The following is a 23,546-nucleotide window of genomic DNA, read 5'->3' as shown; positions in this document are numbered from 1 at the left end:
GTGCTAGCCCCGGTCCGCCACGGCCACGCCTTCCCGGCGCCCGGCCAGGATGGCGAGGATCTGCTCGACGCTGACCGGTTTCACGAGGTGCTCCTCGAAGCCCGCCTCGAATGCCAGGTCGCGGTCCTTCTGCTGCCCCCAGCCGGTGACGGCCACCATCACGGTGCGCCCCAGCACGGGCATCGCACGCAGCGCGCGGGCCAGGTCGTAGCCGTTCAGGCCCGGCAGGCCGATGTCGAGGAAGGCGAAGTCGGGCGCGAAGCCTTCGGCCGCGGCCAGCGCCTGCGGGCCGTCGTGGCAGACCTGCACCGTGTGCCCCATCGTGCGCAGCAGGCCGCCGATCGCATTGACGAAATCCTCGTTGTCGTCGACCAGCAGGATACGGAACTGGCGGCCATCGCCGTGCCCCAGCGAGGGCCGCGCCACGGGCGCCGGCACGTCGGCCAGCACCGGCAGCGTGACGGTGAACGTGCTGCCCTGCCCCGGCCCGCCGCTGGCCGCTTCCAGCGTGCCCTCGTGCAGCTCGACCAGGCGGCGCGCCAGCGACAGGCCCACGCCCAGGCCCTGGTTGGTGCGCTCCAGCGACGCGTCGGCCTGCACGAACATCTCGAAGATCGCGCCCAGCATGTCCGGCGCGATGCCGATGCCGTCGTCGGCCACGCGGATGTGCAGCCGGCCGTCGCCGCCCACGTCCGCCGACAGCGTGACATGGCCGCCGCGCGGCGTGTAGCGGGCGGCATTGTTCAGCAGGTTCGACAGCACCTGCGCCAGGCGCGTCGTGTCGCCCATCAGGTACACCGGCTCGGGCGGCAGGCTGACCGCCAGCTCATGGCCCTGCGCGTCGACGAACGGGCGGGCGATTTCCAGCGCGTTCGTCACCACCGCGTGCAATTCCAGGCTCTCGCGCCGGATCGTCAGCTTGCCGGTGTTGATGCGCGAGACGTCCAGCAGGTCGTCGACCAGGCGCACCATCTGCTTCAGCTGGCGCTCCATCACGCCCCGCGCGCGCAGGCTGGCGCCCGGGTCGCCGCCGTTCAGGCGCATGATGTCGAGCCCGGTGCGCAGGGGCGCCAGCGGGTTGCGCAACTCGTGCGCCAGCGTGGCCAGGAACTCGTCCTTGCGGCGGTCGGCCAGCAACAGCGCCCGTTCGGCGCCCTGCCGCACGGCCATCTCGCGCTCCAGCGTCAGGTTGGCTTCCTGCAGCGCATTGGCGCGCCGGCCGATCTCGGCCAGCATGTCGTTGAAGGCGTCGACCAGCGTGCCGATCTCGCCGCCGTGCTTGCCGTGATGATCGTCGTCGTAGGCCACGCGCAGCGAGAAGTCGCGCCGCTGCATGACCTCGCGCGCCACGTCGGTCACGGCGCGCAGCGGCCGCGTGATCGCCTGCTGCAGCCGGCTGGCCACCAGGGCGGCCAGCAGCAGGCTGGCCAGCATCACCACGCCGAGGATCATCGCGTAGCTGGCCAGTCGTTCCAGCAGGCGGTAGCGCGCGCTCAGGTACACGGTGCCGACCCGCTCGCCGTTGTCGACGATCGGATGGTAGACCACCATGCGGCCGCCCTCGATCGCATGGCCGGCCCGGCCCGGGTGCGCCGGCAGCGGCGGCACGTCGGCACCGGCCTGCGCGTAGGCGGCAAAGACGACATCGTTGACACCATAGATGGCGCCCTGCTGGATCTGCGGGCGCACGCGCAGCAGCGCCAGGTTCTGGCGCGCGGCGGCGGGATCGTTGAAGCTCACCGCCGGTGCCGACACGGTGGCCACGATCTCCGCCTGGGTGGTGAGATCGTCGATCCAGTTCTGCTGGAAGCTCGTCAGGTCGTAGACCAGCATGCTGACGGAGGTGGTGACCAGCGCGGCGAACGTGGTGGCCAGGGCCATCGCCACCAGCTTCGCGCGCACGGTATCGGGACGCAGGCGGGACAGCACTAGTTCCCCTTTTGCACGTGCCAGGCCACCGACAGCAGGCGCGAACTGAGTTTCAGGTTGCTGCGTTCGGCGGCCGGCAGCGATACCTCGAAGCGCACCCGTTCGTCGACGATGCGGAAGTTGATCACGGCGCCCTGCTGCAGCCCGTTCTCGTCGTCGGCCACGCCGAGCGCGCCGTTCTGCGCGGCGCTGCGCAGCACCTTCGGCAGGTCGTTGGCCGAGCCGGCGAACACCATCCGCAGGCCGGCCACCGGCTCGCCCTCGCGCAGGGTGCGCACGGCGATCGGGCGGCCGTTGACGGTGCGCCCGGCCGTGATGCGCGCCAGTTCGGCCGCCACGTCGTCGGCGCCCAGCACGCCCACGGCCAGCGGGCTGCCTTCCTCGCCGCTGTCCTTCGGCGCCAGGAATTCCACGTAGCCGAGGAACTTGAACAGGTAGGCGGCTTTCACGCTGCGTTCCAGGTTCGGTGCGGCCGGCGCCGCCGGCTGGCCGATGGCCGGGCCGCTCAGTGCCACGCACAGCAGTACCAGCGCCAGCAGCGCGGAACACCAGCCCGGCCAGGCAGGCCAGCAGGGCAATGCCGGAACCGGCCGTTGGGATGCGGTGGAAAATGACGTCATGTCAGAAACGGTAAGTAAGCCTGAGCACGGCGGTACGCTCGAACACGCTGCGGTTCGGCGCCGCTCCGAACTCGGGGTGGGACTTGTGCAGCAGGTTCTGGCCGATCAACGCCACGTCGAGCCTGCGCGTTGCTTTCCATGTCCATTGCAGGTCCAGTTCATGATAGGACGGCACGGCCGGGAGGCGCAGCGCGCCGACCCGGCGCCATGTCCAGTCCAGCTGCATGTCGGCCGGCAGGTCGTGCGACGAGCGCAGTTGCCAGTAATGGCTCGGGTCGGCCGTGGCCACGCCTTCCCTGGCGCCGGTATCCCGGCTGCCCGGATACAGCGCCGTGTGCACGCGCTGCACCACCAGGCCGCCGTTCAGGCGCCAGCCATCGAGCGGCTGTCCGCTCATCCACATTTCGATGCCGCGCGTGTGCCCATGGGCCATGTTGCGAAACTCCGCCAGGCCGCTGTATGCCGGCCCGTCCTCGTTCGGTTCCGAGGTGCGCAGCCGGTCGTACTTGGCGATGAACGCCGTGGCCGAATACGACCAGCGCGGCGATGGCTGGATGCGGTAGCCCAGTTCCACCGTCTTCGCCGTCTCCGACTGGAAATCGGGGCCGCCGCCGAAGATATAACGCGGCACGCCGTTCACCAGCACCGGTGTCACCGGCCGGTAGAAATCGCGGTCGACGCGCGACGGCGCGCGCACCGTGCGCGCCAGGCTGCCCCACAGCAGCTGGCGGCTGTCCGGTGCCCACGCCAGCCGCACGGTGGGCAGCACTTCCGCCCCCGTATAGTGGTTGTGCTCCACCTTCACGCCGCCGGTCAGCCGCAGGTCGTCGCGCAGCGCCACTTCATCCTGCACGAACAGGCTGCCCCAGTGCATCGACAGGTCGTTCGGCAGGTAGGCCTGGGCGCGCCCGTTGGCGATGCGGTCGCGCGAATAGCGGTAGCTGGCGCCCCACGTGACATTGTGCGGCATCGACGAACCTGCCGCCAGCCGCACGCTGTGCTGCGCATCGAGTTCGATCGTGTCGAGCCGTTCGTACATCGTGTTCGGATGGTTGCGTTCCGTGTGATCGAGCACCAGTTGCAGGCGCACGTTCGAATCGTCCGCCAGCCGGCGCGTCAGCCGCGCCACGACGTTCGCTCCCGACAGCAGCACCGGTCCCGCGGTGCGCTGCGCGAGGTCGGCTTCGTAGATATCGCCGGACAGCATCAGGCCGCCGCGTGCGCGGTCCCAGTCGGCGCGGAAGCCGGCCTGGCGCCGCAGGTAGCCGGTGGCGGCTTCGCCGGTGTCGCGCGCCGCGTCGTCCGCTTCGGCGTAGCGCGCATAGACGCGATAATGCCCGCCGTTGCGCAGCGTGCCGCCGTAGCGGACACTGGCATCGCGGTCATCCGCGCCGGCGGCACCGGCCAGCAGGCCGCCCTGGGTATCCTTGGCCGAGCGGGTGATCACGTTGATCACGCCATTGACGGCGTTGGCGCCCCAGATCGTGGCGCCGGGCCCGCTGATCACCTCGATCCGTTCCACGTCCTCCAGCAGCACATCCTGGGCATCCCAGGAGACACCGGAGAACAGCGGCGTATACAGCGTGCGCCCGTCGACCAGCACCAGCAGCTTGTTCGACTGGCGGCTGTTGAAGCCGCGCGCCGTGATCGCGTAGTTGCGCGCATCGGACCGCGCCACCTGCAGGTTCGGTGCCAGGCGCAGCGCCTCGGGCAGCGTGCGCGCGCCGCTGCGGCGGATCTCGTTGTTGGAAATGATATAGACCGACGCCGCGGCGTCGCCCAGCCGTTCTTCCTGCCGCGAGACGGAGGTGATGACGATGTCGCTCAACTGTTCGAGCGACAGTTCGGCGATGTCATCCTGCAGCGACGCGGCCCCCGCGCATCCGGCCGCCAGGACCAGGCAGGCGGCCGCGATCGGCCCACGCAATTTGGCTGGACGCTGGATGGTTGGACCACGTGTCATCGGACCGTATCTGTTTGGTCTCATAAGCCGCGCCAGGCAGGTAGAGTTGTTTTCAAGAATTATAATCACGCCGACGCATCCCCTCGCGCACAGTAGCACATCGGGCTTGCAATTTGCGCAACCGGCCGCATGGAGCCGCGAATTTCGCACCACTGCCCCGGAAGGCGCGCCGGTTTGGGTATACTTCGTGGCCATGAACAAGTACACGCGCATGTCCGAGGAATGGGAGCGCTGGCTCGACGCCAGCCTGGAGAAGGGTTGCCGCACGCAAGACATCGTGGCCGCGATGGTGGCCGCGAACTACGATGCCGGCTATGCGGAACGGACCGTGCAGGAACGCCAGGCGCAGCGCGCGCAGCCGGCGGGCGCAGCGGCGGGCCCGTACCGCTATGGCACGCCGACGATCGGCCACCATAACAACCTGATCGCCACCAGCGACCGCATGGTGCGCGTGGCGATGCGCATCGAGCAGCCGGTGGTGGCCGTGCTGGACGACGTGTTCTCGGCCGAGGAATGCGATGCCGTGGTGGCGCTGGCGCGTGCCCGCCTGCAGCCTTCCGCCACGCTGAGCCCCACCACGGGCGAGAACCAGGTCAAGGACCACCGCACCAGCCTGGGCGCCTTCCTCGACGATGCCGACGAGCCGCTGCTGCGGCGCCTGAACCGGCGCATCGCCGAGGTCATGAACCAGCCGGTGTCGCATGGCGAAGCGCTGCACGTGCTGCACTACGGCGTAGGCGCCGAGTACAAGCCTCACCACGACTATTTCGACCCGGCCAATCCCGGCTTCGCCGCCACACTGCGCCGCGGCGGCCAGCGCGTGGCCACGCTGATCATCTACCTGAACGACGTGGAAGAATCAGGCGACACGATCTTCCCGAAGCTCGGCCTGTCGATCGTGCCGCGCAAGGGCTCGGCCGTGTATTTCGAATATGTCAACGAAGCGGGACAGCTCGACGAGGCGAGCCTGCACGGTGGCGCGCCGGTAACCCGCGGTGAAAAATGGGTGGCCACCAAGTGGGTACGGCAGGGCGTGTTCAAGTAGGGTTCGGGCAGAGATACCGCTAAGTTAAGCGTTACCCGATACGTTGGAAGCGCATGCATTCACCCCAACAGCGAAGGGCTGGGGTCAGGAAGAAGCCCTGGCATGCATGCCAGGGCCGTTTCGCAGGCGCGAAGCATGCTTCGCGAAACCCCTGCTTCACCCCGCCGGGGCGTAGTCGGGGTTTCAAGGAGCATCGCTCCTTGCCGACGTAGCGGTACTGGCCTGCGAGCCAGTATTCCCCCTGACCCCGGAATTTGCACTTGGGGTGGGCTTATCTGAGCGGCATTAGGTTCAGGCAGGGTCAGGCAGAGTAGAAGCAGTTCAGGCAAAGACGTCGAACCGGTGTTGAACCGGTTGAATGATGGCGGCGCCGGCCGGCGCCGCCGGGCGTTGTCATGCGGTCCCAACGCGGCCGGTTACTCGGTCTCTTCCTGGCCGATCTGGTCGATGATGCGCTTGCCCTGCTCGACGCCGCCGTCGTTCATCCCCAGCGGCACGTAGTAATGGAATAACGGCTCGCCATCCTTGTAGACCGAGCCCATGCAGATTTCGTAGCCCTTGTACTGCACCGTTTTCAAACTCGACAGTTCCGCGCCGATCATGTTGCCTCCCCGGTATCAGCAATTGGATGTGTACCGCCCCGGCAAGGCGGGCGGCCCTGTAATGATATGTCCCAGCGGTTCCAAGTATGCCGTGCACGGAAGGCGCGAACTGTGCGCGGCTTCACCAAGCGAAGCCGGACTTTTCCGGCCGTGGTAGAAACATCACGGCTTGCCGGCTTGCCGGCCCGGCTCGACCAGCACCAGCTTGCCCGTCTTCGGATCCCGGTACACTTCGCCAACCCGGTCGTAGCCGCTGCCGCCCTGCGTGATGCCGGCCGCGGGCCGTTCGATCTGCCGGCCTTTCTCCACCGGCCGCGGCGCCTTGAACTGCCCCTGGCTGCCGGCGATGGCGGCGATCAGGCCACAGGCGAAGACCAGCATCACGTCGACCAGGTTGACGAGACTGGCGCGCGGGTCTTCGTCGCCGCCATCGAAGCGCGCATCGAGATGGGAATACAGGCGCAGGCGCCGGCGTGCGGGTTTGGCGCTCATGCCGCCTTCTCCGCGACCTTCTCCGCATCCTTCTCCGCATCCTTCTCCAGCGCGTCTTCCATCGCTTCCAGCGTTTCCTCATACCAGCGGCGGCGCAGCTTGCCGATCACCAGGCCGCCGATGCCGGCCACCAGTCCCAGCACGGTGGCATCGAACGCCACGGTGACCGCGCTGGCCAGCTGCGCCGGATCGCCGGCGCCCAGCGCGGCCAGGCCGGGGCCCAGCGGAATGATGGTGGCCATCAGGCCCAGCATCGGCGGAATCCGCGCCAGCAGGTCGGCGCGCTCCAGGCGATGGCGGGCTATCGCCTGCACTTGCGCCACATTGCCGCTGTCGCGCAGGCGCCGCAAACCATGAAAGCGTTCGCCGGCGGCGATGCCTGCTTCAACCACCGCGATGGCGCAGGCCAGCAGCAGCGCCGCCAGCGACGGCACCAGCAGCCAGCTGACCGCGTCATGCAGCCAGCCGAGGGAATGGGGATCGATCATGTAAGGCTCCTTGAAGGTTGAGGTACGGCGCGGCCGCGCCACATGCCCGCCGCAAACAGCGACAGCACGGCGGCCAGCAGTGCCAGCAGCCAGACCACGGTGATACCGGGCGGCTCCGCTGCATCGGCGGGTTCATGCAGTTCATAGGCGCGCGGCGCGGGCTCGGCGGCAGCCGCGACGGCGCCGTCGGCTTGCGCGGGCGGCGCATGCTGTCCGGCCCGTGCCCCGGCAAGCGCCCGCGTTCCGGTCGCAGGCACCGGGACAGGGGCTCGACCGTCGCTCTCGCTGGCGGCGGGCGGCAGGTCGCCCCGTGCCTTGGCCAGGGTGACGCCGAGCGCCCGCGCATCGGCGCCGTCCAGCTGCGGCGCCAGCCAGTCCCACATCGGATGGTCCGGCGCGGCGTGGCCGCTGCCGGGCAGGCCGTTGGCGGCCACCAGCCGCGCCAGTTCGCCGCCCATCCGCCGCAGCGTGGCGGGATCGGTTTTCCAGAACCCCTTTTCCGCGGCGACCATGAAGATCGCCAGCATATGCGCCTTGACGTGTGCGTTGTGGCGCTGGCCGAGGAATTGCGGCAGGCCCAGGCCATGCCTGTCGTCGAAATACACCGACTTCACTTCGTCCCACGCCCAGTCCTTCACCAGGTCGGGCCGCGTCACCTGCCAGCCCCACAGGTTTTCCAGGAATTCCTGGCCCATCGTGCGCGCCCCCGCATAGCCATGCCCCATCAGCGGCTTGAGCCAGGCCGGATTCAGGAAGCGGCCGCGCAGCTCGCCCAGCAGCGCGGCCGCCAAGGGCTCGACATCGGCGCGGCCCGGCTGCGCATGCTGCAGGATCAGCGCCTCGGGCACGCGGCCGGTGCGGCCCTCGACCGCCAGCGACAGGCCGCCCAGGTAATCGAACGCGTCGTTGTTATCGAGCAGGCCATACAGGTTGCTGGCGCGGCCGTGGTAGGTGCGGGCGATGCCGTCCAGCGCCGCATTGAACGCCGCATGCTCCGCTTCGCCGCTGCCGTCGAGGCCATACGCGTGGCCCATCCGGTTGCGGTAGGCGGCGCCGATCTCGTCGCGCTCGCGCCACGCGCCGGAACGCTCGGTCAGGCGATTCACGCCGGTGCCGTAGGCGCCCGGTGCATCGCCGAACACGCGCTGCGCGGCACCCCTGCCCGCCTCGGCCACGGGCTGGCCGGCGCGCACCAGCGCCCGCTGCCGCACCAGCCACTCGGCGGCCACGCGGTTGCCGGCCACGGGCTCGTCGCCCCAGGCCACGCCGTTCATCGGCGCCAGCGCGGCTTCCAGCGCCGGCCGCAGCGACGGGTCCTCGGCCGCCAGCGTGCCGGCCGATGCCGCCAGCGCCAGCCGCCCGGCGCGGTCGATCAGCCGGATCAGGTTCGGGTACAGGTCGCGGAACAGGCCGGACGTCGTCACCAGCGCATCGCGGCGCGGCGCTCCCGGCCTGAGGCGCACGTCGGTGACGATGCCGCGCGCATTCCACACCGGTTCCGCGCCCATCATGGCCAGCGCGAACGCCACCATCACGCCTTCGTCGCGGACCGCGTCGGACGCCCACAGGATGATGCCTTCGCTGCCGGCTGTCGCGTTCTTGCCGCCCCGGACGATCGCCTTGCCGGCCAGGTCGGCACCCAGCTGGTAGCCCAGCTTCGTGGGCAGGATATCGCCATCGACCGCATGGAAATTGCGCCCCGTCGGCAGCGCCTCCGGGGAGCGCAGCGGATCGTTGCCCTTGCCCGGCTCGATGTAGCGGCCATCCAGCCCCGCCAGCAGCGCCTGCATTTCCAGGCGCGGCGACTCGACCAGGTTCGCGGCCACTTCCGCGGGGACTTCCCGCCCGTCGATGCCGCCCTTCCTCATCGACGCCAGCATCAGGTCGATCGACGCCTGCTTCCAGGGCCGGCCGAAGATGTGCAGGCCATGCGGCATGAACTTTTCCTGAAGCTTGGTGAGATAGTGGCCGATCTCGTGGGCCAGCAGGTCGTCGTCGGCCGCGTCGTAGCCGATGCCGCGCACGGCCAGCACGTCCGCCATCGACGCTTCCAGCTCCGCCTTCAGGTTCAGCGCCACCACGCGTTCGCGCATCAGGCGCGCCGCCTGCATCTTCAGCGATTCCGAGCTGGCCGCCTCGTAGCTTTCCACCACCTGGCGCAGCGCCAGCAGGTCGTCGTACAGCGGCGTGCTGGCCAGTGGCGGCGTCAGGTGGTCGACGATCACGGCCAGCCCGCGCCGCTTGGCCTGCGTGCCTTCGCCGACCCCGTCGACGATGTACGGGTAGATGCCTGGCAGGTCGCCGGCGATCAGGCTCGGGTAATCGTCGCTGGCCAGGCCGACCGCTTTCCCGGGCAGGAATTCATAGGTGGAATGGCGCCCCACGTGCACCAGGGCGTCGGCCCTGAAACGGTCGCGCACCCAGTGATAGAAGCCGAGGTACTGGTGCGGCGGCGTGATGCTGGTGTTCGCATGCAGCAGTTCCTCGTCCACTTCCCAGCCGCGCGGCGGCTGCGGGCCGATGAACACATTGCCGAACACCAGGCCCGGCACCAGCATCCGGCCCTGGTCGACCATGATCCTGCCGGGCGCGGCGCCCCACCCTTTCAGGCCCTCGATGCCATAGCCGGCGACCTTGCGGTTGAGTGCATCCAGCCCGGCGCAGCGGCGCGCCGCCCGCACGTCGAGGCAGGCGCGGTAACCCTCGCCCAGCGCTTCGAGGTCGCGCATCGCCGCCTCGCGCCGCGGGTGATCGGCGCCTTCCACGAGATGCTGCAATTCCTTGACGATCACGTCGACCTGCTTGCGGCCCAGCAGCCATTCGCCGGCCTTCTCCGCGTCCAGTACGTCCGCATGCAGGCGGCCCAGCAGGCCGCTGGTCATCTCACGCTGCACCCGCGGCGACAGGGTGGCGAACCATGCCGCATAGTCCGCCGCGCTCACGGTGTTCACCGTGCCAGCCAGCTCGCGCAGCGCGCCGCGGTCTTCCGGCAGGTTGACGCCCTGCGCCATGATCCGGTCGAGCAGCGCCTCGGGCGACGCGGGCAGCTCGCCCACCGTATAGCCGGCGTCCTTCAGCGCATGGAGCATGTCGAACAGCGAAGCCGGCACGTCCAGGTTGTCGGCGCCGATGTTCTGGCGGCCCGGCGGGTGGTTGTAGTAGATCAGCGCCACGCGCTTGTCGCGGTTCGGCTTGTCGCGCAGCGCCAGCCAGCGGTTGACGCGCGCCGCCAGCCGCGCCGCCTCGGCATCGAGCATGACCGGCGGACGGTTCTCGATGCCGGTCAGCCGGTCGCGCTGCGCCTGGCCCAGGGCGGCCACCACGATCGGCTGGCCGATGCCCTGCAATTCCGGCAGCGCCACGCGGTACTGCACCGAATCGGGCGGCAGGCCGTCCGGCGACAGGCGCCACTGCAGCGCCGTGCGGTCGGACAGCCGGATCCCCTTGAACACGGGAATATCGAGGCGCTTCAGCGCTTCGGCGACGGCTTCGCGCCCCTCGGCCGCGCCGACCACGAAATCCTGCAGCACCACCAGTGCCGCCGGCCGGGCCGGCGCAACCAGCTCGGGCAGGCGTTCCAGCGCCTCGCGCGACGCGCCGCCCCAGCGCGTGAGCACCTGCACGCACGGCTGGCCGCCGGCCTCGATGCGCGCGCACACGGCGGCCGGCACGGCCGCATCCATGTTCGACAGGTCCAGCACCACCACGGCCGGCCGTGCCGTCAAGCCCAGCTGCGCGCCATGGCCCCAGGCTGCCGCGTCGGCCAGTTCGCGCCGGCCCACGCGCACGCGCAGCGTCGGTTCCGCCTGTGCGCTGGCCAGCGGCGTGGCCGGGTGCAGCCGGTGGCCGAACAGCGCCGCGGTATTGCCGACACCGCCGGCCTGCCAAAGCCGGCGCGCGGCCAGCCAATGCGGTGCGGCAGGATGCGCCTGCGCGGCCCGCAGCGCGGCGGGCGACGGTTTTTCCGCCGACAGGTCGCGCAGCGTATCGGCAGGGAAATCGCGCAGCGCGCCATGGCCATCGCGGGTCATCAGGCTGAGGCTGGCCTCGCCGTTGAAGGCCAGCACCGCCGTGCGCGGTTTCGCATGGCGGGCCAGCGCGGTCTTCAGGCGGTGGGCCGGATCGCCGAACAGCGACACGGCCAGGATGGTATCGGCGCCGCCGACCAGCCGCGCCATGTCGCGCTCGCCCAGCGCCATCCATTGCGCCGGGGTGCGCAAGTCGATACGGTCTTGCGGATGCAGGGCCAGGTGGCGGTGCGCCGCCTCGATCGCGACGGGCGCGGCGCGCTCGGTGACGATGCCGAACAGCACGGCGGCCTGGCCGCGCGCGCAGGCCAGGATGCACAGCAGCGCGGCCAGGGCGCGCACGAGTGGGGAAATGCTCAATTGATCCGACCGGTCCGGCCGTGCCCGCGAGGGCCGGCCATGAATACGCAACAGGCCGGCCCACACCCCGGGATCCGGCACATCATTGCAAACGGCCGGTCTTCTGGCTTGCCGTCATTCTGGCCGGTGCGTGCCTTCCCGTGTCGTGTCTCGACACAGTGGCGGTGGCGCCGGTTCGTCAGGCTTACAGCAGCGGGGGCTGCGCCGGACTGGCGGAGGATGGTCATCCCGCGCGTCACCGGCTTCCCGTTTCACCCTCCGGCCGGCTGGCAGGAAGGCACCGTTTGCTCAAGCGCCGGATTCTACATGCAAGGCTGCCGCTTTGTCACATCCGCAAGCGGCCCAGCCGCCACAGGCCCGCCAGCTGCACGGCCCCCGCCAGCACGAACAGGGCAAGCAGGGCGGCCAGGCCATCCCGGCCGGGCATCCCGTCCGGCACGCGCGGCACGAACCCGGGCTGCCTGGCGAAATCGGCCGTGCCGAACGGGCGGTCGTTGAACAGGTAGGGATAGTAGAACGTGCGGATCTGCCGGTGGAACGCCGCGATCGCGTCCTGGTACGCCAGTTGCGCCGGCAGGTCCGTGCCGGCGAGCCGGTGCAGCACGGCCTGCGCGCCCACGCCCGGCAGCAGCCAGCCGAGCCGGCCCGTCCATGCCTGCCGCGCCAGCAGTCCGCCGCGATAGTCGCGCGCCGCGCCGGCCACGCTCTCGTCGCCCACCTGGTGGAAGGCGAAGTACCACTTCCAGTGGAACCTGCCCGGTACGGCGGTGTGGTCCTTCCATTCCGGATGGCTGGCAACGAACTTGCGCATGGTTTCTTCGCGCGGCAGTTCCCAGGCGCCATGCACGACCTGACGCTGGGCCAGCATCAGGTCGACGCCCTGGTGCACGGGGATCGCCCGGATCAGCGCCACGTTGGCCAGTGCCGGCAGCACCAGCGTGAGCACGGCCCAGGCTCCCATCAGCACGGTGGCGTTGGTCACGGAGCGCCAGTGCAGCGAGGCGACCAGCAGCGACAGGCCGGTCCAGAAGGCCAGGCAGGCCGCCGTCACCGCCAGCACGATGCCGGTCGCCACGATGCCGGTGCCGGACAATGCCGCGCCCACGCACGCCGGCGCGGCCAGGCAGGCGAACAGCAACGCATAGCGCAAGCCGGCGCGGCGCCGCCACAGCCGCCCCGCGTCGGGCATCGCCAGCAGGAGCCGCAGCCGGCCCGTCTGCCGCTCGCCCGACACCAGGTCGTGCAGCAGCGCGATCGCGAACAGCGGCGCCAGGTAGATCAGCACGAAGGCGAAGTCGAAGCGGCCCGGCAGCGCCACTTCCGGATTGAACGTCTCGCCTTCGTAGAGCTGGGCCTGCAATCCCAGCGCGCGGATGCGCAGGACGTACGGCGCCACGTCGCGCAGGCCCAGCGCCAGGAACGCCGCGGCCGATGGCGGATCCCATGTGTTGTAGAACGTGTAGTAGGCCGGATTGCCGGCATCCTTGCTGTCCGGGTAGCGCGCCGCCAGCGCGGCCACGTCCTGTTCATGCAGCGGCGCCAGGCGGGCGATGGTCTGCCGCTGGCGTTCGACTTCCCGCATGCCCGACCAGACAGCCAGCGCGGACAGCAGCAACAGCAGCAGCAAGGCGCAGGCGGACAGCCGCGAGCGCAGCACCAGCCGCATTTCGTGGGCAAGCCAGTTCATCGCGCGATCCTCCCCAGCCGGCCCGCCAGCACCCAGGCCAGCGTGCCCAGTGCGGCCAGCCACAGGGCCAGCACGCCGGCCGCCGGAGCCACGCGCCGCAGCGTGGTGGCCACCGGCGCCGCTTCATACTGGAATTCCGGGAACTCCCGCCAATGGTCTCGCGACACGCGGTTATCCTTGCTCCGGTCGATGTCGTCGGCATAGGCCAGCCGCTCCACCTGGATGCGGTTCAGGCCCTGGATCAGCGCGTAGCGATAGCGCTCGCCCTGCTCCAGGAACGAACGGTAGCTGGCCAGGTCGGTCCCGGCCGCCGCCATCGACAGGCGCCGCAGCGCCAGCGCCGGGCTGGCCCAGCCGAAGGCATCGATGATCTCGCCCTGCCGTTCCTGCCGGTCGAACGCGGCCGCGGCGTAGCGGTCGAACAGCTCGCTCGACTTGCGCTCCCCTTCCATGCCCACCAGGCCCTTGAAGTTGACCGGCAGGTCTTCGATGCGCGTCACGCCATATTGCTTCAGCAGCCTGTCGCGGAAGGAGGTGAATGCCGGATCGTTCGGGTTGTGCGAATCGCCCAGCGCCAGGTATTCGCGCTGCACGTGGATGGCGTCCTCGAAACGGGTCGGCAGCGCCACCGCGTGGTTGGCCATGTCGGGCACCCAGCGCGGCAGCAGGATCACGATCACGGCCCATGCCGTCAGCAGCACCAGCAGCGCATCGCGCCCGCGCGCCACGCACATCGACACCAGCACCACGCCGAGGACCCACAGCAGCAGCCAGCCGGTGTAGCCGGCGGCCAGCGCCACGGCCAGCGGCCAGGGCGCGTGGCCGTCCAGCGCGAACCAGACCAGCGCGGCCAGCGCGGGCAGCAGCACCAGCCCGGCGAATCCGCCCAGCGCCAGCAGCTTGCCCAGCACCAGTTGCCGGCTGCGCACGCCCTGCGCGAGCAGCACGCGCAAGGTGCCCGACTCGCGTTCGCGCGCCACGGCCGCATGCCCGAAGAACACCAGCAGCAGCGGCGCCAGCACCTGCAGCACGAACGCCGGCGTCAGCTGCCCGAAGCGCAGCAGCAGCGAGGTTTGCCGCACGTCGCCGAAATTGGCGCTGTTCTGCCGGTGCCCTTCGAGGAACAGCGTGTTGCCCGTGAAGCCGTCGATACCCGGATCGAACGCGGCCAGCGGATTGACGGGCCGGAACACGAAGTGCCCGTAATGCACCATGCGGTGCGGGTGCCGGTCCGGCTGGGCCTCGAATTCATCGTTGGCCTGCGCCTGGTAGCGGGCGCGCTCCGCATCGGCCGCGCGCCGGTGCTCGTGCGCGGTCAGCGCCGCCACCAGCATCAGGACCGTCAGCAGCGCGATGCCGGCCACCGCGGCCCGGTCGCGGAACAATGCGCGCCATTCCTCGCGTGCGATGCGTGCGATGACGTTCCGGGTCGCAACCGTGGCCGCGCCGGTTGCGGCGCCCAGCACGGCGCTCATGCCGCCTGGCCGCCGTAGCGGCGGTGCAGCGCGCGCACGTCGAAGCGGTCGGCACCGGCCGCGCCCACTTCTTCGAGCAGGCAGCCGGCGTCGAGGAAGCCGATGCGGTCGGCCACGTCGGCGGCGCTGAGCAGGTCGTGCGTCACCATCAGCACGGCCACGCCCTGTTCGCGCAGCACGCCCAGCAGGCGGTTGAACTCGGCCGTGGCCTGCGGGTCCAGGCCCGAGGTGGGCTCGTCCAGCAGCAGCGCCGGCACCCGCCGGGCCAGCGCCAGGGCGATCGCCACCTTCTGCCGCATGCCCTTTGAAAAGCCCGCCACGCGGCGGTCGTACGCCGCCGCCGCCAGCCCGGCCGCCGCCAGCGCCGCGTCGATCGCGCCGGGATCGCCGCCCTGCCCCGCCAGGTCGAGCAGGTAAGCCACGTTCTCGCGCGCGGTGAGGTGTTCGTACAGCGCCACGTTCTCCGGGATGTAGGCCAGGTGGCGCCGCGCTTCATCCGGTTGCGTGACCGGATCGATGCCGTGCACCCGCACCCGCCCGGCGCTCGGCGTGACGAACCCCAGGAACAGGCTCAGTGTCGTGGTCTTGCCGGCGCCGTTGGCGCCGAGCAGCGCATAGATTTCGCCGGCGCGGATGTGCAGGTCGAGCCGCTGCAGGATGGTTTTGCCGCCATAGCCTGCGACGACCGCCGTGGCGTCGAGCACGTGGCCGCCGCCGTGGATGCTTGCGATATTCAAACGATGTTCCTTTCGATTGCGGAGGGGGACCGACGATGCATCGGCGACAAGACCCGGTCGATCATTCACGATGATCGCTCAAGATGATAATTCATTATCATTCTCGTTGCCAATCTGTTCAGGCAAATTTGCAACTGTCGAGGACAACTGGTTGTTTCCTGATAGCATTAACTAAGGTATAGTCTGCCTGCACTGGACAGGCCCGGTCCGGTGCCGTTCACGCCGCCGGCCGCGCCTGTTCTTCCTCACGTACTCACTCATGTACTCACTCATGTACTTCCTCATGTACTCCCTCATGTACTCCTTCATGTGAACGCGATGACTGCCCCATCTTCCGATCTGATCTACCGCCTGCTGGTGCAGAGCGTGGTCGACTACGCGATCTACCTGCTCGATACCGACGGCAATGTCGTCAACTGGAATGCCGGCGCCGAGCGCGCCAAGGGTTACCGGGCGGACGAGATCGTGGGCCGCAACTTCGCCGTGTTCTACAGCGAAGCGGACCGCGCGGCGGGGCTGCCGCAGAAGGCGCTGGCCACGGCCCGCGCCGAATCGCGCTTCGAGGCCGAAGGCTGGCGCCTGCGCAAGGATGGCACGCGGTTCTGGACCAACGTGGTGATCGACGCCATCCATGACGACGACGGCAAGCTGGTCGGCTTCGCCAAGATCACGCGCGACATCACCGAACGGCACCAGCAGCAGCTGAGACTGGTCGAAGCCAAGGAACTGGCCGAGCAGTACAGCCAGCAGATGGCGACGGTGTCGCACTTCCTCGATTCGGTGATCTCGAACATGCCGGACAGCGTGCTGGCACTGGCCACCGGTGCAAAGGGCGATGACGGCGCGGGCGCGAACCGCCATGAAATCCTGCTGGCCAACGGCCATGCGCGCCACTTGTTCGCCACCGATGGCGCCGACATCAAGGGCCGCCTGGTACGCGATTGCCTCGGCGCGGAGGTGGCGGAGTACATCGAGCGCCTGGCCGCGATGCCGCCCGACGGCCATGCGCCGTCCGACGACAGCCTGGTGCAGACACCGCTCGGCCCGCGCACGCTGCGCAGCCGCACGGCGCTGGGCAGCCGGCCCGATGGCAGTGGCGACTACCTGCTCGTCATCACCGAGGACGTCACCGATGAACTGGCGGCCTATGCGCAGATCCACCACATGGCGCAGCACGACGGCCTCACCAACCTGCCCAACCGCACCTTCTTCCACCAGCGCCTGGAAGCGGCGATCCGCGACAGCAACGAGGACGGCACCCACGCGGCCATCCTGTGCCTGGACCTGGACAACTTCAAGAACATCAACGACGCCTTCGGGCACGGCTTCGGCGACAAGATCCTGCTGATGCTGGCCGGCCGCCTGAAGAAATGCCTGCGCGAACACGATACGCTGGCGCGCCTGGGCGGCGACGAATTCGCCGTGGTGCTGCCGCGCGTGCGGCGGGTCGACGAGGCGCAGCACGCGGCGCGGCGGCTGATCGACGCCGTGGCGCCGCCCTTCGCGATCGACGGCCACAGTTTCACCGTCGGCCTGTCGATCGGCATCGCGGTGTCGTCGCAGGAAGGCAGCAGCGCCGAACAGCTGCTGCGCTTCGGCGACATGGCGCTGTACGAAGCCAAGCGCAATGGCCGCAACCGCTACGAACTGTTCCACCCCGACCTGGAGGCCGCCTCGCGCGTGCGGCGGCAGATGGAAATCGACCTGCGCCGCGCGCTGCACCGGGGCGAGCTGCAGATGCACTACCAGCCGATCATCGAAAAGGAAGGCTGCCGCATTTCCGGCTACGAGGCGCTGATCCGCTGGCAGCATCCCGTGAAGGGCCAGGTGCCGCCGATGGAATTCATCCCGCTTGCCGAGGAAACGGGATTGATCCACGAACTGGGCGCGCGGGCGCTGAACCTGGCCTGCCAGGAAGCGGCGACGTGGACCAATGGCGCGACCGTGGCGGTGAACCTGTCGCCCGTGCAGTTCAAGAACAGCGAACTGGTGAAGGCGGTCGCGCTGGCGCTCGAGGATGCCGGCTTGCCGGCGCGGCGGCTGGAGCTGGAAATCACCGAGTCCGTGCTGCTGGCCAATACCGAAGGCAATATCCGCACGCTGCAAGCCCTGAAGGACCTGGGCGTGCGCATCTCGCTGGATGATTTCGGCACCGGCTATTCGTCGCTGAGCTACCTGCGCTCCTTCCCGTTCGACAAGATCAAGATCGACAAGTCCTTCGTGCGCGACATGGGCGAAAGCCGCGAGGCGATGGCCATCATCCGCGCCATCACCGGCCTGTCCAGCAGCCTGCTGATCGAGATCACCGCCGAGGGGGTCGAGACGGAGGAACAGTTCCGGCAGCTGCAGGTGGAAGGCTGTTCGCATTTCCAGGGCTACCTGTTCGGGCGGCCGGTGGCCGCCGAGCACCGGGTCGAGGAACTGGACGCCCGCGCCACCGCGCAGTAAGGCCTGCGCCAGGGGCGGGCATCCGCACCGCGCTGGTGCACGACCCGTCAGTAGGTAATGCGACTTAATTGAGCCCACCCCAAATGCAAATTCCGGGGTCAGACCCGGCTGGTCTCGTATCTTGAGCATACCGACAATTCAGTGGATACTTCCGCTGCAGTTCCGGCCAGGCAAGGTCACACCGCTCGGGATTAAGGCTTCGAGCCTGTGGGTCAGATAGGTGGCCTTGCCTGTTTTTTCATTGAAGTCCGTACGGTATCTTGGGACGGCGTTCTTACGCTAAGCCCGCATACGAGAGAGGAAATGATGGAAATGGCAGTAACCCCGGTAGTTGGCGTTGATGTGAGTAAGAAGAAGCTCGATATTGTTCTGCTGGTCAGTGGCAAAGCGAAATCGAAGACGCTCAGCAATACGCCGGAGGGTTACCAGGAACTGGTTCAATGGTTGGTCAAGCAGAAGGTCTCTCCAGACAGCGCTCACGTGTGTCTGGAAGCGACCGGTGTCTATAGCGAGCCGCTTGCTCTGTGGTTGCACGATGCGGGCATCATGGTGAGCGTCATCAATCCAGGCTGCATCAAAGGTTTTGGGCAGTCCGAAAACATCCGCAACAAAAACGATCAAATTGACGCCGGGCTGATCGCCCGATTCTGTGCTGCGAAGAGGCCACCAGTTTGGGTGCCACCTCGAAAGGAACAGCGTGAACTCAAGGGTTTGAGCGATCGGCTGCTTGCGCTCAAGGACATCAGGCAACAGGAAAAGAACCGGATGGAAGCTCATGATTTTGCCGGTCAGGCCGACTTGGTGAAAAACGTCGATGAGCACGTAAAATGGCTCGATCAAAAGATCACCGAGCTGGAAAAGGAGATCGACGATCACATCGACAGGCATCCTGGCCTGAAACATGACGCCGATCTGATGCGCAGTATTCCAGGCATTGGCAGCACTACGATAGCTAAGGTCCTGGGCCACATTGGTGACATTAGGCGCTTCGGATCGGCCAAGGCACTTGCGGCATTTATTGGAGTCAGTCCAAAGCAAAAAAGCTCTGGAACATCAGTGCGCGGTCGGACAAGCATGAGCAAGATCGGCAACAATGATCTGCGTAGTGCACTGTACATGCCTGGCATGGTCGCCAAGCGGTACAACACCTTGCTGAAGACCTTTGCCGAGCGCCTGAGCGCCAATGGCATGGCTCCCAAGGCCGTCACCGGCGCCGTCATGCGCAAGCTGGTTCATCTGATTTACGGCGTGGTTTGCTCTGGCAAGCCATTCGACCCGAATTTTTTGAATTCGGGCCTTGCAAAACAAGACGGTATCTGAGGTGTACCGGGTTTCGTGGACATCCTAAACAAGAGACAATACGTCTCAGAGGAATCCATGACAACCAAGCCAGAAAAATCCCCATCTGAAGATGCTGCCGCCGAACGGCAGCGTCGTTCTGTTTACACCAAACAATTCAAGCTTGCCGCTGTTGCTCGTCTTAACGATGGCAAACAGACGGCGGAAGCGCTGGCACTGGAGCTGGGCGTCAGGCGCAATCAGCTCTATAAATGGGCCAAGGCCCTAGAGCAAAAGGGGCCGGAGGCCAGCTTCAGTTCGCGAGGGCGTAAGTCGGCGAGTGAAGAAAGTGAGATCGTGCAATTAAAGCATCAGTTGGCTCGCGCCCAGGAGGAGCTGGCCATCCTAAAAAAGTTCGACGCGTACTTGAAGCGACAGAAGCAGTGAAGTACGCCGCCATTGAAGAACTCCGCAATCACTTCCCTGTGAAAGCGCTGTGCCGCGTGCTGGAGATTAGTCGCAGCGGCTTTTATGCCTGGCGCCGCCGGCCACCTAGCCGACGTAGCCAGGAGGATCTCTCACTACGTGAGAAAATTCGGTGCCTGCACGACTCGAGTCACCAGGCTTTGGGAGCGGTGAAGACGTGGCACCAACTGAACAGCGATGGCGTAGAGTGTGGCAAGCATCGCGTTGCGCGATTACGCAAACTTGAGGGCATTGAGGCACTGCGCAAGGCAAAGTTTCGCGTCATGCGTGCCCATCAGCACACAGAGCCACCGGCCCCTAACTTGCTCGACCGAGTTTTCACCGTGCCCTTACCGAACAAGGCATGGGTCAGTGACATCACTACCATCCACACCCGCGAAGGCTGGCTACATCTGGCCATTGTTCTTGACCTGTTTGCTCGCCGGATCGTTGGCTGGGCCATGAGCCCTCGTCAAGATGCAATGCTGCCGATTGCCGCGCTCCAGATGGCGATCGTGCAGCGCCGGCCGGCACCAGGACTAATATGCCATACCGATCAAGGCTCAGTTTATGGCTCAAAGGAGTATCGGAACGTACTCGAGACGAACGACTTAATCCCAAGTATGAGCCGACGTGGAAACTGTCATGACAACGCTGTGGCGGAGAGCTTTTTCTCCACGGTGAAGAACGAAAAAACCCGCCACATCATCTTTACGACACGGGCCGAAGCGATCACTCAAATATCCGACTACATCGAGCTGTACTACAATCTGCGGCGGCCCCATCAAACGCTGGGGTACCGCAGCCCGATCGAAATCGAAAAACAGCATCAGATGCTTAATTGAAGCGTCTACGTAACCCGGGACATCTCAATCTGACCCCAGCCCTTCGCTCTGGGGTGGATGCATGCGCTTTCGATGTATCGGGTAACGCTTAACTTAACTGCATTGCCGTCAATAGGTCTTGTAAGGCAGGAACTTGCCGGACATCGTGATGCTGACCCGGTCGCCGGCCGGATCGGGCTCGCGCTGCATGTCCATGCGGAAGTCGATCGCCGACATGATGCCGTCGCCAAATTCCTCGTGGATCAGCGCCTTGAACGTGGTGCCGTAGACGCTGACCAGTTCATAGAAGCGGTAGATCAGCGGGTCGGTCGGCACGGCCGTCGGCAGCGAGCCGCGGTACGGCACCTGCTGCAGCAGCAGCACCGCCTCTTCCGGCAGGCCGAACACCTCGCCGACGATGGCCGCCTGGCGCGCGTCGAACGTCATCTGGCCCAGGCAGCCGGCCGTCACCCATTCCTTCGACAGCCCGACCTGGGCCGCCACGTCGCACCATTTGATGTCCTTGCGGATCTTGGCGGTCATGATCATTTCGGTGACGTCGGTTCGTTGCATGGCGGTCCTTTCAGTGATGGGTAAGCAGGATGCGATGGCGGCGCGCGCCATCGCATCCTGCTTACCAGCACGAAACGTGCCACAGGCATGCCGGGGCTCGCCGCTCCAGCGCGATAGGCGTGAAAGTCTCCGCCACGGGACGGCACGGCATGTGTCGCATCATAAATGCGAATCATTCGTGTTATCATTTTCAATTGTTGCCAGAAAACATGCACCGTGTCATCCACTTCCAATAACCCTATCGACATGAACCACCCTTCAGCCACCACCCGCCGCCTTGCCCACCTGACGCTGCGCGCCACCGCCGCCGCCGTCCTCGGCATCCTGCCCACGTGGCCCGCGCAGGCTCATACCACCGCGACGGAGACCACGACAGCAGTGACAACAGCAGCCACCGAGGCGCCACCGGCCACGATGGCGGAAATCGCCGTGACGGCGAAGCAGGATGCCACCACCGAACACAGCGGCTCCTACACGACGACCGGCCCGCTGGCCAGCGGCACGCGCCTGGACCTGGCGCCGCGCGAAACGCCGCAATCGCTGTCGATCGTCACGCGCGAGCGCATGGAGGAGCAAGGCCTGCAGACGCTGGCCGAAACGATGCAGCAGGTGACGGGCATCTACGTGAACTACAACGACACCGAACGCATCACGTACAACGCGCGCGGCTATGCGGTCAACAACTTCCAGGTCGATGGCATGCTGAACCTGTTCGGCAGCTCGCTGAAGGCGAATGGCGACAACGTGGTGTACGACCGCATCGAAGTGGTGCGCGGCGCCACCGGGCTGACCACCGGCGCCGGCGATCCTTCGGCCACCATCAACCAGGTGCGCAAGCGGCCGACCCGCGAGTTCCAGGCCAGCGGCGCGCTGCGCATCGGCAGCTACGACCTGCGCCGCGCCGAACTGGATGTCGGCGGGCCGCTGGCGTTCGACGGCAAGCTGCGCGGGCGCTTCGTCACCGCGAAGCAGAAGGCCGGGTCGTTCCGGCCCATGTATGAGCAGGACCTCGGCGCGCTGTACGGCATCCTCGAAGCGGACCTGGGGCCGGCCACCACGGTCGCGGTGGGCTACGAGCGGCAGAAATCCGATCCGCGCGGCTCCACGTGGGGCACCGTGCCTTACTGGAACGCCGACGGTTCGCTGGCCAACCTGCCGTCCGACCTGAACCTGTCCACGCCGTGGAGCTCGTGGAACATGGACGAGAAGAAGACCTTCGCCACGCTGGAACACCGCATCAGCGCCGACTGGCGCCTGCGCGCCGGCTGGACCAAGGCCGACCGCGTGCAGGACGGCAGCCTGTACTTCGGCTATGGCGGCTACCCGCGCGCCGACGGCAGCGGCATCACTGTCGCCTACAACCGCTTCCCCGTCGACGAAACGATGGACGTGCTGGAAGTGAACGTGGACGGCAAGTTCAACCTGTTCGGCCGCCGCCACGACGTGGTGTTCGGCTGGGGCAAGGCGGACCGCGGGATGGTCTCGCAGCGCGTCACGCTCGGCGCGATGCCGGCCGGCTACGACCAGATCCCGAACTGGCAGACCTGGACAGGCGACGTGCCGCAGTTCCCGGCCACGGTCGAAGCGGTTCCCGCCAGCATCGGCAGCGTCGACCAGAAGGCCATGTTCGTGGCCACGCGCCTGAACCTGGCCGACGACCTGAAAGCGGTGATCGGTATCCGCCACGGCGACTACCAGACCACCACGCGCAACTTCAACGCCGACGGCACCGTGGCCAGCACCACCGGCTACACGCTGGGTTCCGTGAACACGCCGTACGTCGGCCTGCTCTACGACCTGGACGAACAGTGGACCGTCTACACCGCGTACACCAGCATCTTCCAGCCGCAGAACCTGCGCGACCGGAACAACGACCTGCTCGATCCGGTGGACGGCAACAACATCGAAGCGGGCATCAAGGCCGAACTGTTCGACCGGCGCGTGAACTTCTCGGCGGCCGTGTTCCGCAGCGAGAAGGACAACGTGGGCGAGATCGACGACAGCGTGCCGCCGAACTCGCTGCCCGGCGCCGTGCAAGCCTACCGCTCGACCGGCAAGGGCACCAGGGTGGATGGCTTCGAGGCCGAAGTCGCCGGCCAGGTCCTGCGCGACTGGAACCTGTCCGCCGGCTACAGCCACACGCGCTCGCGCGATGCGCGCGGCAACCCGCTCAGCACCGTGGTGCCGCGCAATATGCTGAAGGTGTTCACCAGCTACCGCTTCGGCGCCGAGCGGCGCTATTCGGTCGGCGGCGGCGTGAACTGGCAAAGCAGCCTGTGGAGCACCGCGCAGCAGCCGACCGGTTCCTACAACGCCAAGGGCGCGCCGATCACGGCGCCGTCACGCATCTCGCAGGGTTCGATCTGGCTGGCCAGCCTGATGGCCAGCTACCGCATCAACGACCACTTCACGGCCAGCGTCAACGTGAACAACCTGTTCGACAAGACGTACTACAACCGCGTGGGGTTCTATCAAGGCCTGCACTACGCCGACCCGCGCACCGCATCGGCGACGCTGCGGGCCGTGTTCTGA

The 23,546-nt window shown here is 67.4% G+C and carries 17 protein-coding genes and 1 riboswitch; of the genes, 6 read left to right on the top strand and 11 right to left on the bottom strand.

From position 1 onward, the window contains the following. Nucleotides 1-3: 3 nt before the first annotated feature. Genes OU994_RS12185 through OU994_RS12175 form a run of 3 tightly spaced genes read right to left on the bottom strand, consistent with a single transcriptional unit; the run spans nt 4 to nt 4,476 of the window. Nucleotides 4-1,929: an ATP-binding protein gene (locus OU994_RS12185; protein WP_281610954.1), complete on the bottom strand. Its 1,926-nt coding sequence runs from the start codon at nt 1,927-1,929 to the stop codon at nt 4-6. After that, the gene (locus tag OU994_RS12180) at nt 1,929-2,507 is read right to left on the bottom strand and encodes a YfiR family protein (RefSeq protein WP_281610953.1); all 579 of its coding nucleotides are present in this window, start codon (nt 2,505-2,507) and stop codon (nt 1,929-1,931) included. Before OU994_RS12180 ends, OU994_RS12185 begins: the two co-directional genes overlap by 1 nt. 43 nt (nt 2,508-2,550) lie before the next feature. Then, nucleotides 2,551-4,476, bottom strand: coding sequence for a TonB-dependent siderophore receptor (locus tag OU994_RS12175; protein ID WP_281610952.1), 1,926 nt, complete (start codon nt 4,474-4,476; stop codon nt 2,551-2,553). A gap of 142 nt (nt 4,477-4,618) precedes the next feature. Here OU994_RS12175 and OU994_RS12170 point away from each other — a divergent pair, with 142 nt between their 5' ends. Then, complete coding sequence (locus OU994_RS12170) at nt 4,619-5,557, top strand: 2OG-Fe(II) oxygenase (RefSeq protein WP_281610951.1); 939 nt, start codon at nt 4,619-4,621, stop codon at nt 5,555-5,557. 416 nt (nt 5,558-5,973) lie between these two features. Here OU994_RS12170 and OU994_RS12165 read toward each other — a convergent pair whose 3' ends face one another. The 7 genes from OU994_RS12165 to OU994_RS12135 form a co-directional block, all read right to left on the bottom strand. Beyond that, nucleotides 5,974-6,159, bottom strand: a complete 186-nt coding sequence (locus OU994_RS12165) for a hypothetical protein (protein ID WP_131146664.1) — start codon at nt 6,157-6,159, stop codon at nt 5,974-5,976. Nucleotides 6,160-6,321: 162 nt separating this feature from the next. After that, complete coding sequence (locus tag OU994_RS12160) at nt 6,322-6,651, bottom strand: DUF2149 domain-containing protein (protein ID WP_131146665.1); 330 nt, start codon at nt 6,649-6,651, stop codon at nt 6,322-6,324. Further along, a complete protein-coding gene (locus OU994_RS12155; protein WP_281610950.1) occupies nt 6,648-7,139 on the bottom strand; it encodes a MotA/TolQ/ExbB proton channel family protein in 492 nt (163 codons plus the stop codon). The genes OU994_RS12160 and OU994_RS12155 overlap by 4 nt, the downstream gene beginning before the upstream one ends. Beyond that, nucleotides 7,136-11,527: a cobaltochelatase subunit CobN gene (locus OU994_RS12150; protein ID WP_281610949.1), complete on the bottom strand. Its 4,392-nt coding sequence runs from the start codon at nt 11,525-11,527 to the stop codon at nt 7,136-7,138. Before OU994_RS12150 ends, OU994_RS12155 begins: the two co-directional genes overlap by 4 nt. A 75-nt stretch (nt 11,528-11,602) precedes the next feature. Then, a riboswitch (cobalamin riboswitch) is annotated at nt 11,603-11,827 on the bottom strand. A 25-nt stretch (nt 11,828-11,852) separates the two neighbouring features. Further along, complete coding sequence (locus OU994_RS12145) at nt 11,853-13,214, bottom strand: DUF3526 domain-containing protein (RefSeq protein ID WP_281610948.1); 1,362 nt, start codon at nt 13,212-13,214, stop codon at nt 11,853-11,855. Beyond that, nucleotides 13,211-14,689 (bottom strand): DUF3526 domain-containing protein, encoded by a 1,479-nt coding sequence (locus OU994_RS12140; protein WP_281610947.1) that lies wholly within the window; start codon nt 14,687-14,689, stop codon nt 13,211-13,213. Before OU994_RS12140 ends, OU994_RS12145 begins: the two co-directional genes overlap by 4 nt. Next, the gene (locus tag OU994_RS12135) at nt 14,686-15,426 is read right to left on the bottom strand and encodes an ABC transporter ATP-binding protein (RefSeq protein ID WP_373922585.1); all 741 of its coding nucleotides are present in this window, start codon (nt 15,424-15,426) and stop codon (nt 14,686-14,688) included. The genes OU994_RS12140 and OU994_RS12135 overlap by 4 nt, the downstream gene beginning before the upstream one ends. 318 nt (nt 15,427-15,744) lie before the next feature. Between OU994_RS12135 and OU994_RS12130 the strand changes: the two genes are divergently transcribed. The 4 genes from OU994_RS12130 to OU994_RS12115 all read left to right on the top strand — a co-directional run bounded on the left by OU994_RS12130 (nt 15,745) and on the right by OU994_RS12115 (nt 20,462). Beyond that, entirely contained in the window at nt 15,745-17,874 is a 2,130-nt protein-coding gene (locus OU994_RS12130) for an EAL domain-containing protein (protein WP_281610946.1), read from the top strand. Between the two features lie 303 nt (nt 17,875-18,177). Beyond that, a complete protein-coding gene (locus OU994_RS12125; RefSeq protein ID WP_281610945.1) occupies nt 18,178-19,194 on the top strand; it encodes an IS110 family transposase in 1,017 nt (338 codons plus the stop codon). Nucleotides 19,195-19,251: 57 nt separating this feature from the next. Beyond that, entirely contained in the window at nt 19,252-19,599 is a 348-nt protein-coding gene (locus OU994_RS12120) for a transposase (RefSeq protein ID WP_281610944.1), read from the top strand. Then, nucleotides 19,596-20,462: an IS3 family transposase gene (locus tag OU994_RS12115; protein ID WP_281608467.1), complete on the top strand. Its 867-nt coding sequence runs from the start codon at nt 19,596-19,598 to the stop codon at nt 20,460-20,462. Before OU994_RS12120 ends, OU994_RS12115 begins: the two co-directional genes overlap by 4 nt. Before the next feature lie 108 nt (nt 20,463-20,570). Here OU994_RS12115 and cynS read toward each other — a convergent pair whose 3' ends face one another. Beyond that, nucleotides 20,571-21,014: a cyanase gene (gene cynS, locus OU994_RS12110; protein ID WP_131146671.1), complete on the bottom strand. Its 444-nt coding sequence runs from the start codon at nt 21,012-21,014 to the stop codon at nt 20,571-20,573. Between the two features lie 246 nt (nt 21,015-21,260). Between cynS and OU994_RS12105 the strand changes: the two genes are divergently transcribed. Beyond that, the gene (locus OU994_RS12105) at nt 21,261-23,546 is read left to right on the top strand and encodes a TonB-dependent siderophore receptor (protein ID WP_281610943.1); all 2,286 of its coding nucleotides are present in this window, start codon (nt 21,261-21,263) and stop codon (nt 23,544-23,546) included.

The organism is Pseudoduganella sp. SL102 (genome assembly GCF_027856995.1).
Taxonomy (GTDB): Bacteria; Pseudomonadota; Gammaproteobacteria; order Burkholderiales; family Burkholderiaceae_D; genus Rugamonas; species Rugamonas albidiflava.
Note: the sequence above shows the minus strand (reverse complement) of the source record. Positions and strands in the feature narration are given on the sequence as shown.

What these genes read in the sequence shown, in the direction of transcription:
- OU994_RS12125 (WP_281610945.1), top strand. Translation starts at nt 18,178, where the DNA reads ATGATGGAAATGGCAGTAACCCCGGTAGTTGGCGTTGATGTGAGTAAG.
- OU994_RS12155 (WP_281610950.1), bottom strand. Translation starts at nt 7,139, where the DNA reads ATGATCGATCCCCATTCCCTCGGCTGGCTGCATGACGCGGTCAGCTGG.
- OU994_RS12140 (WP_281610947.1), bottom strand. Translation starts at nt 14,689, where the DNA reads ATGAGCGCCGTGCTGGGCGCCGCAACCGGCGCGGCCACGGTTGCGACC.
- OU994_RS12120 (WP_281610944.1), top strand. Translation starts at nt 19,252, where the DNA reads ATGACAACCAAGCCAGAAAAATCCCCATCTGAAGATGCTGCCGCCGAA.
- OU994_RS12165 (WP_131146664.1), bottom strand. Translation starts at nt 6,159, where the DNA reads ATGATCGGCGCGGAACTGTCGAGTTTGAAAACGGTGCAGTACAAGGGC.
- OU994_RS12145 (WP_281610948.1), bottom strand. Translation starts at nt 13,214, where the DNA reads ATGAACTGGCTTGCCCACGAAATGCGGCTGGTGCTGCGCTCGCGGCTG.
- OU994_RS12105 (WP_281610943.1), top strand. Translation starts at nt 21,261, where the DNA reads ATGAACCACCCTTCAGCCACCACCCGCCGCCTTGCCCACCTGACGCTG.
- OU994_RS12160 (WP_131146665.1), bottom strand. Translation starts at nt 6,651, where the DNA reads ATGAGCGCCAAACCCGCACGCCGGCGCCTGCGCCTGTATTCCCATCTC.
- cynS (WP_131146671.1), bottom strand. Translation starts at nt 21,014, where the DNA reads ATGCAACGAACCGACGTCACCGAAATGATCATGACCGCCAAGATCCGC.
- OU994_RS12130 (WP_281610946.1), top strand. Translation starts at nt 15,745, where the DNA reads ATGACTGCCCCATCTTCCGATCTGATCTACCGCCTGCTGGTGCAGAGC.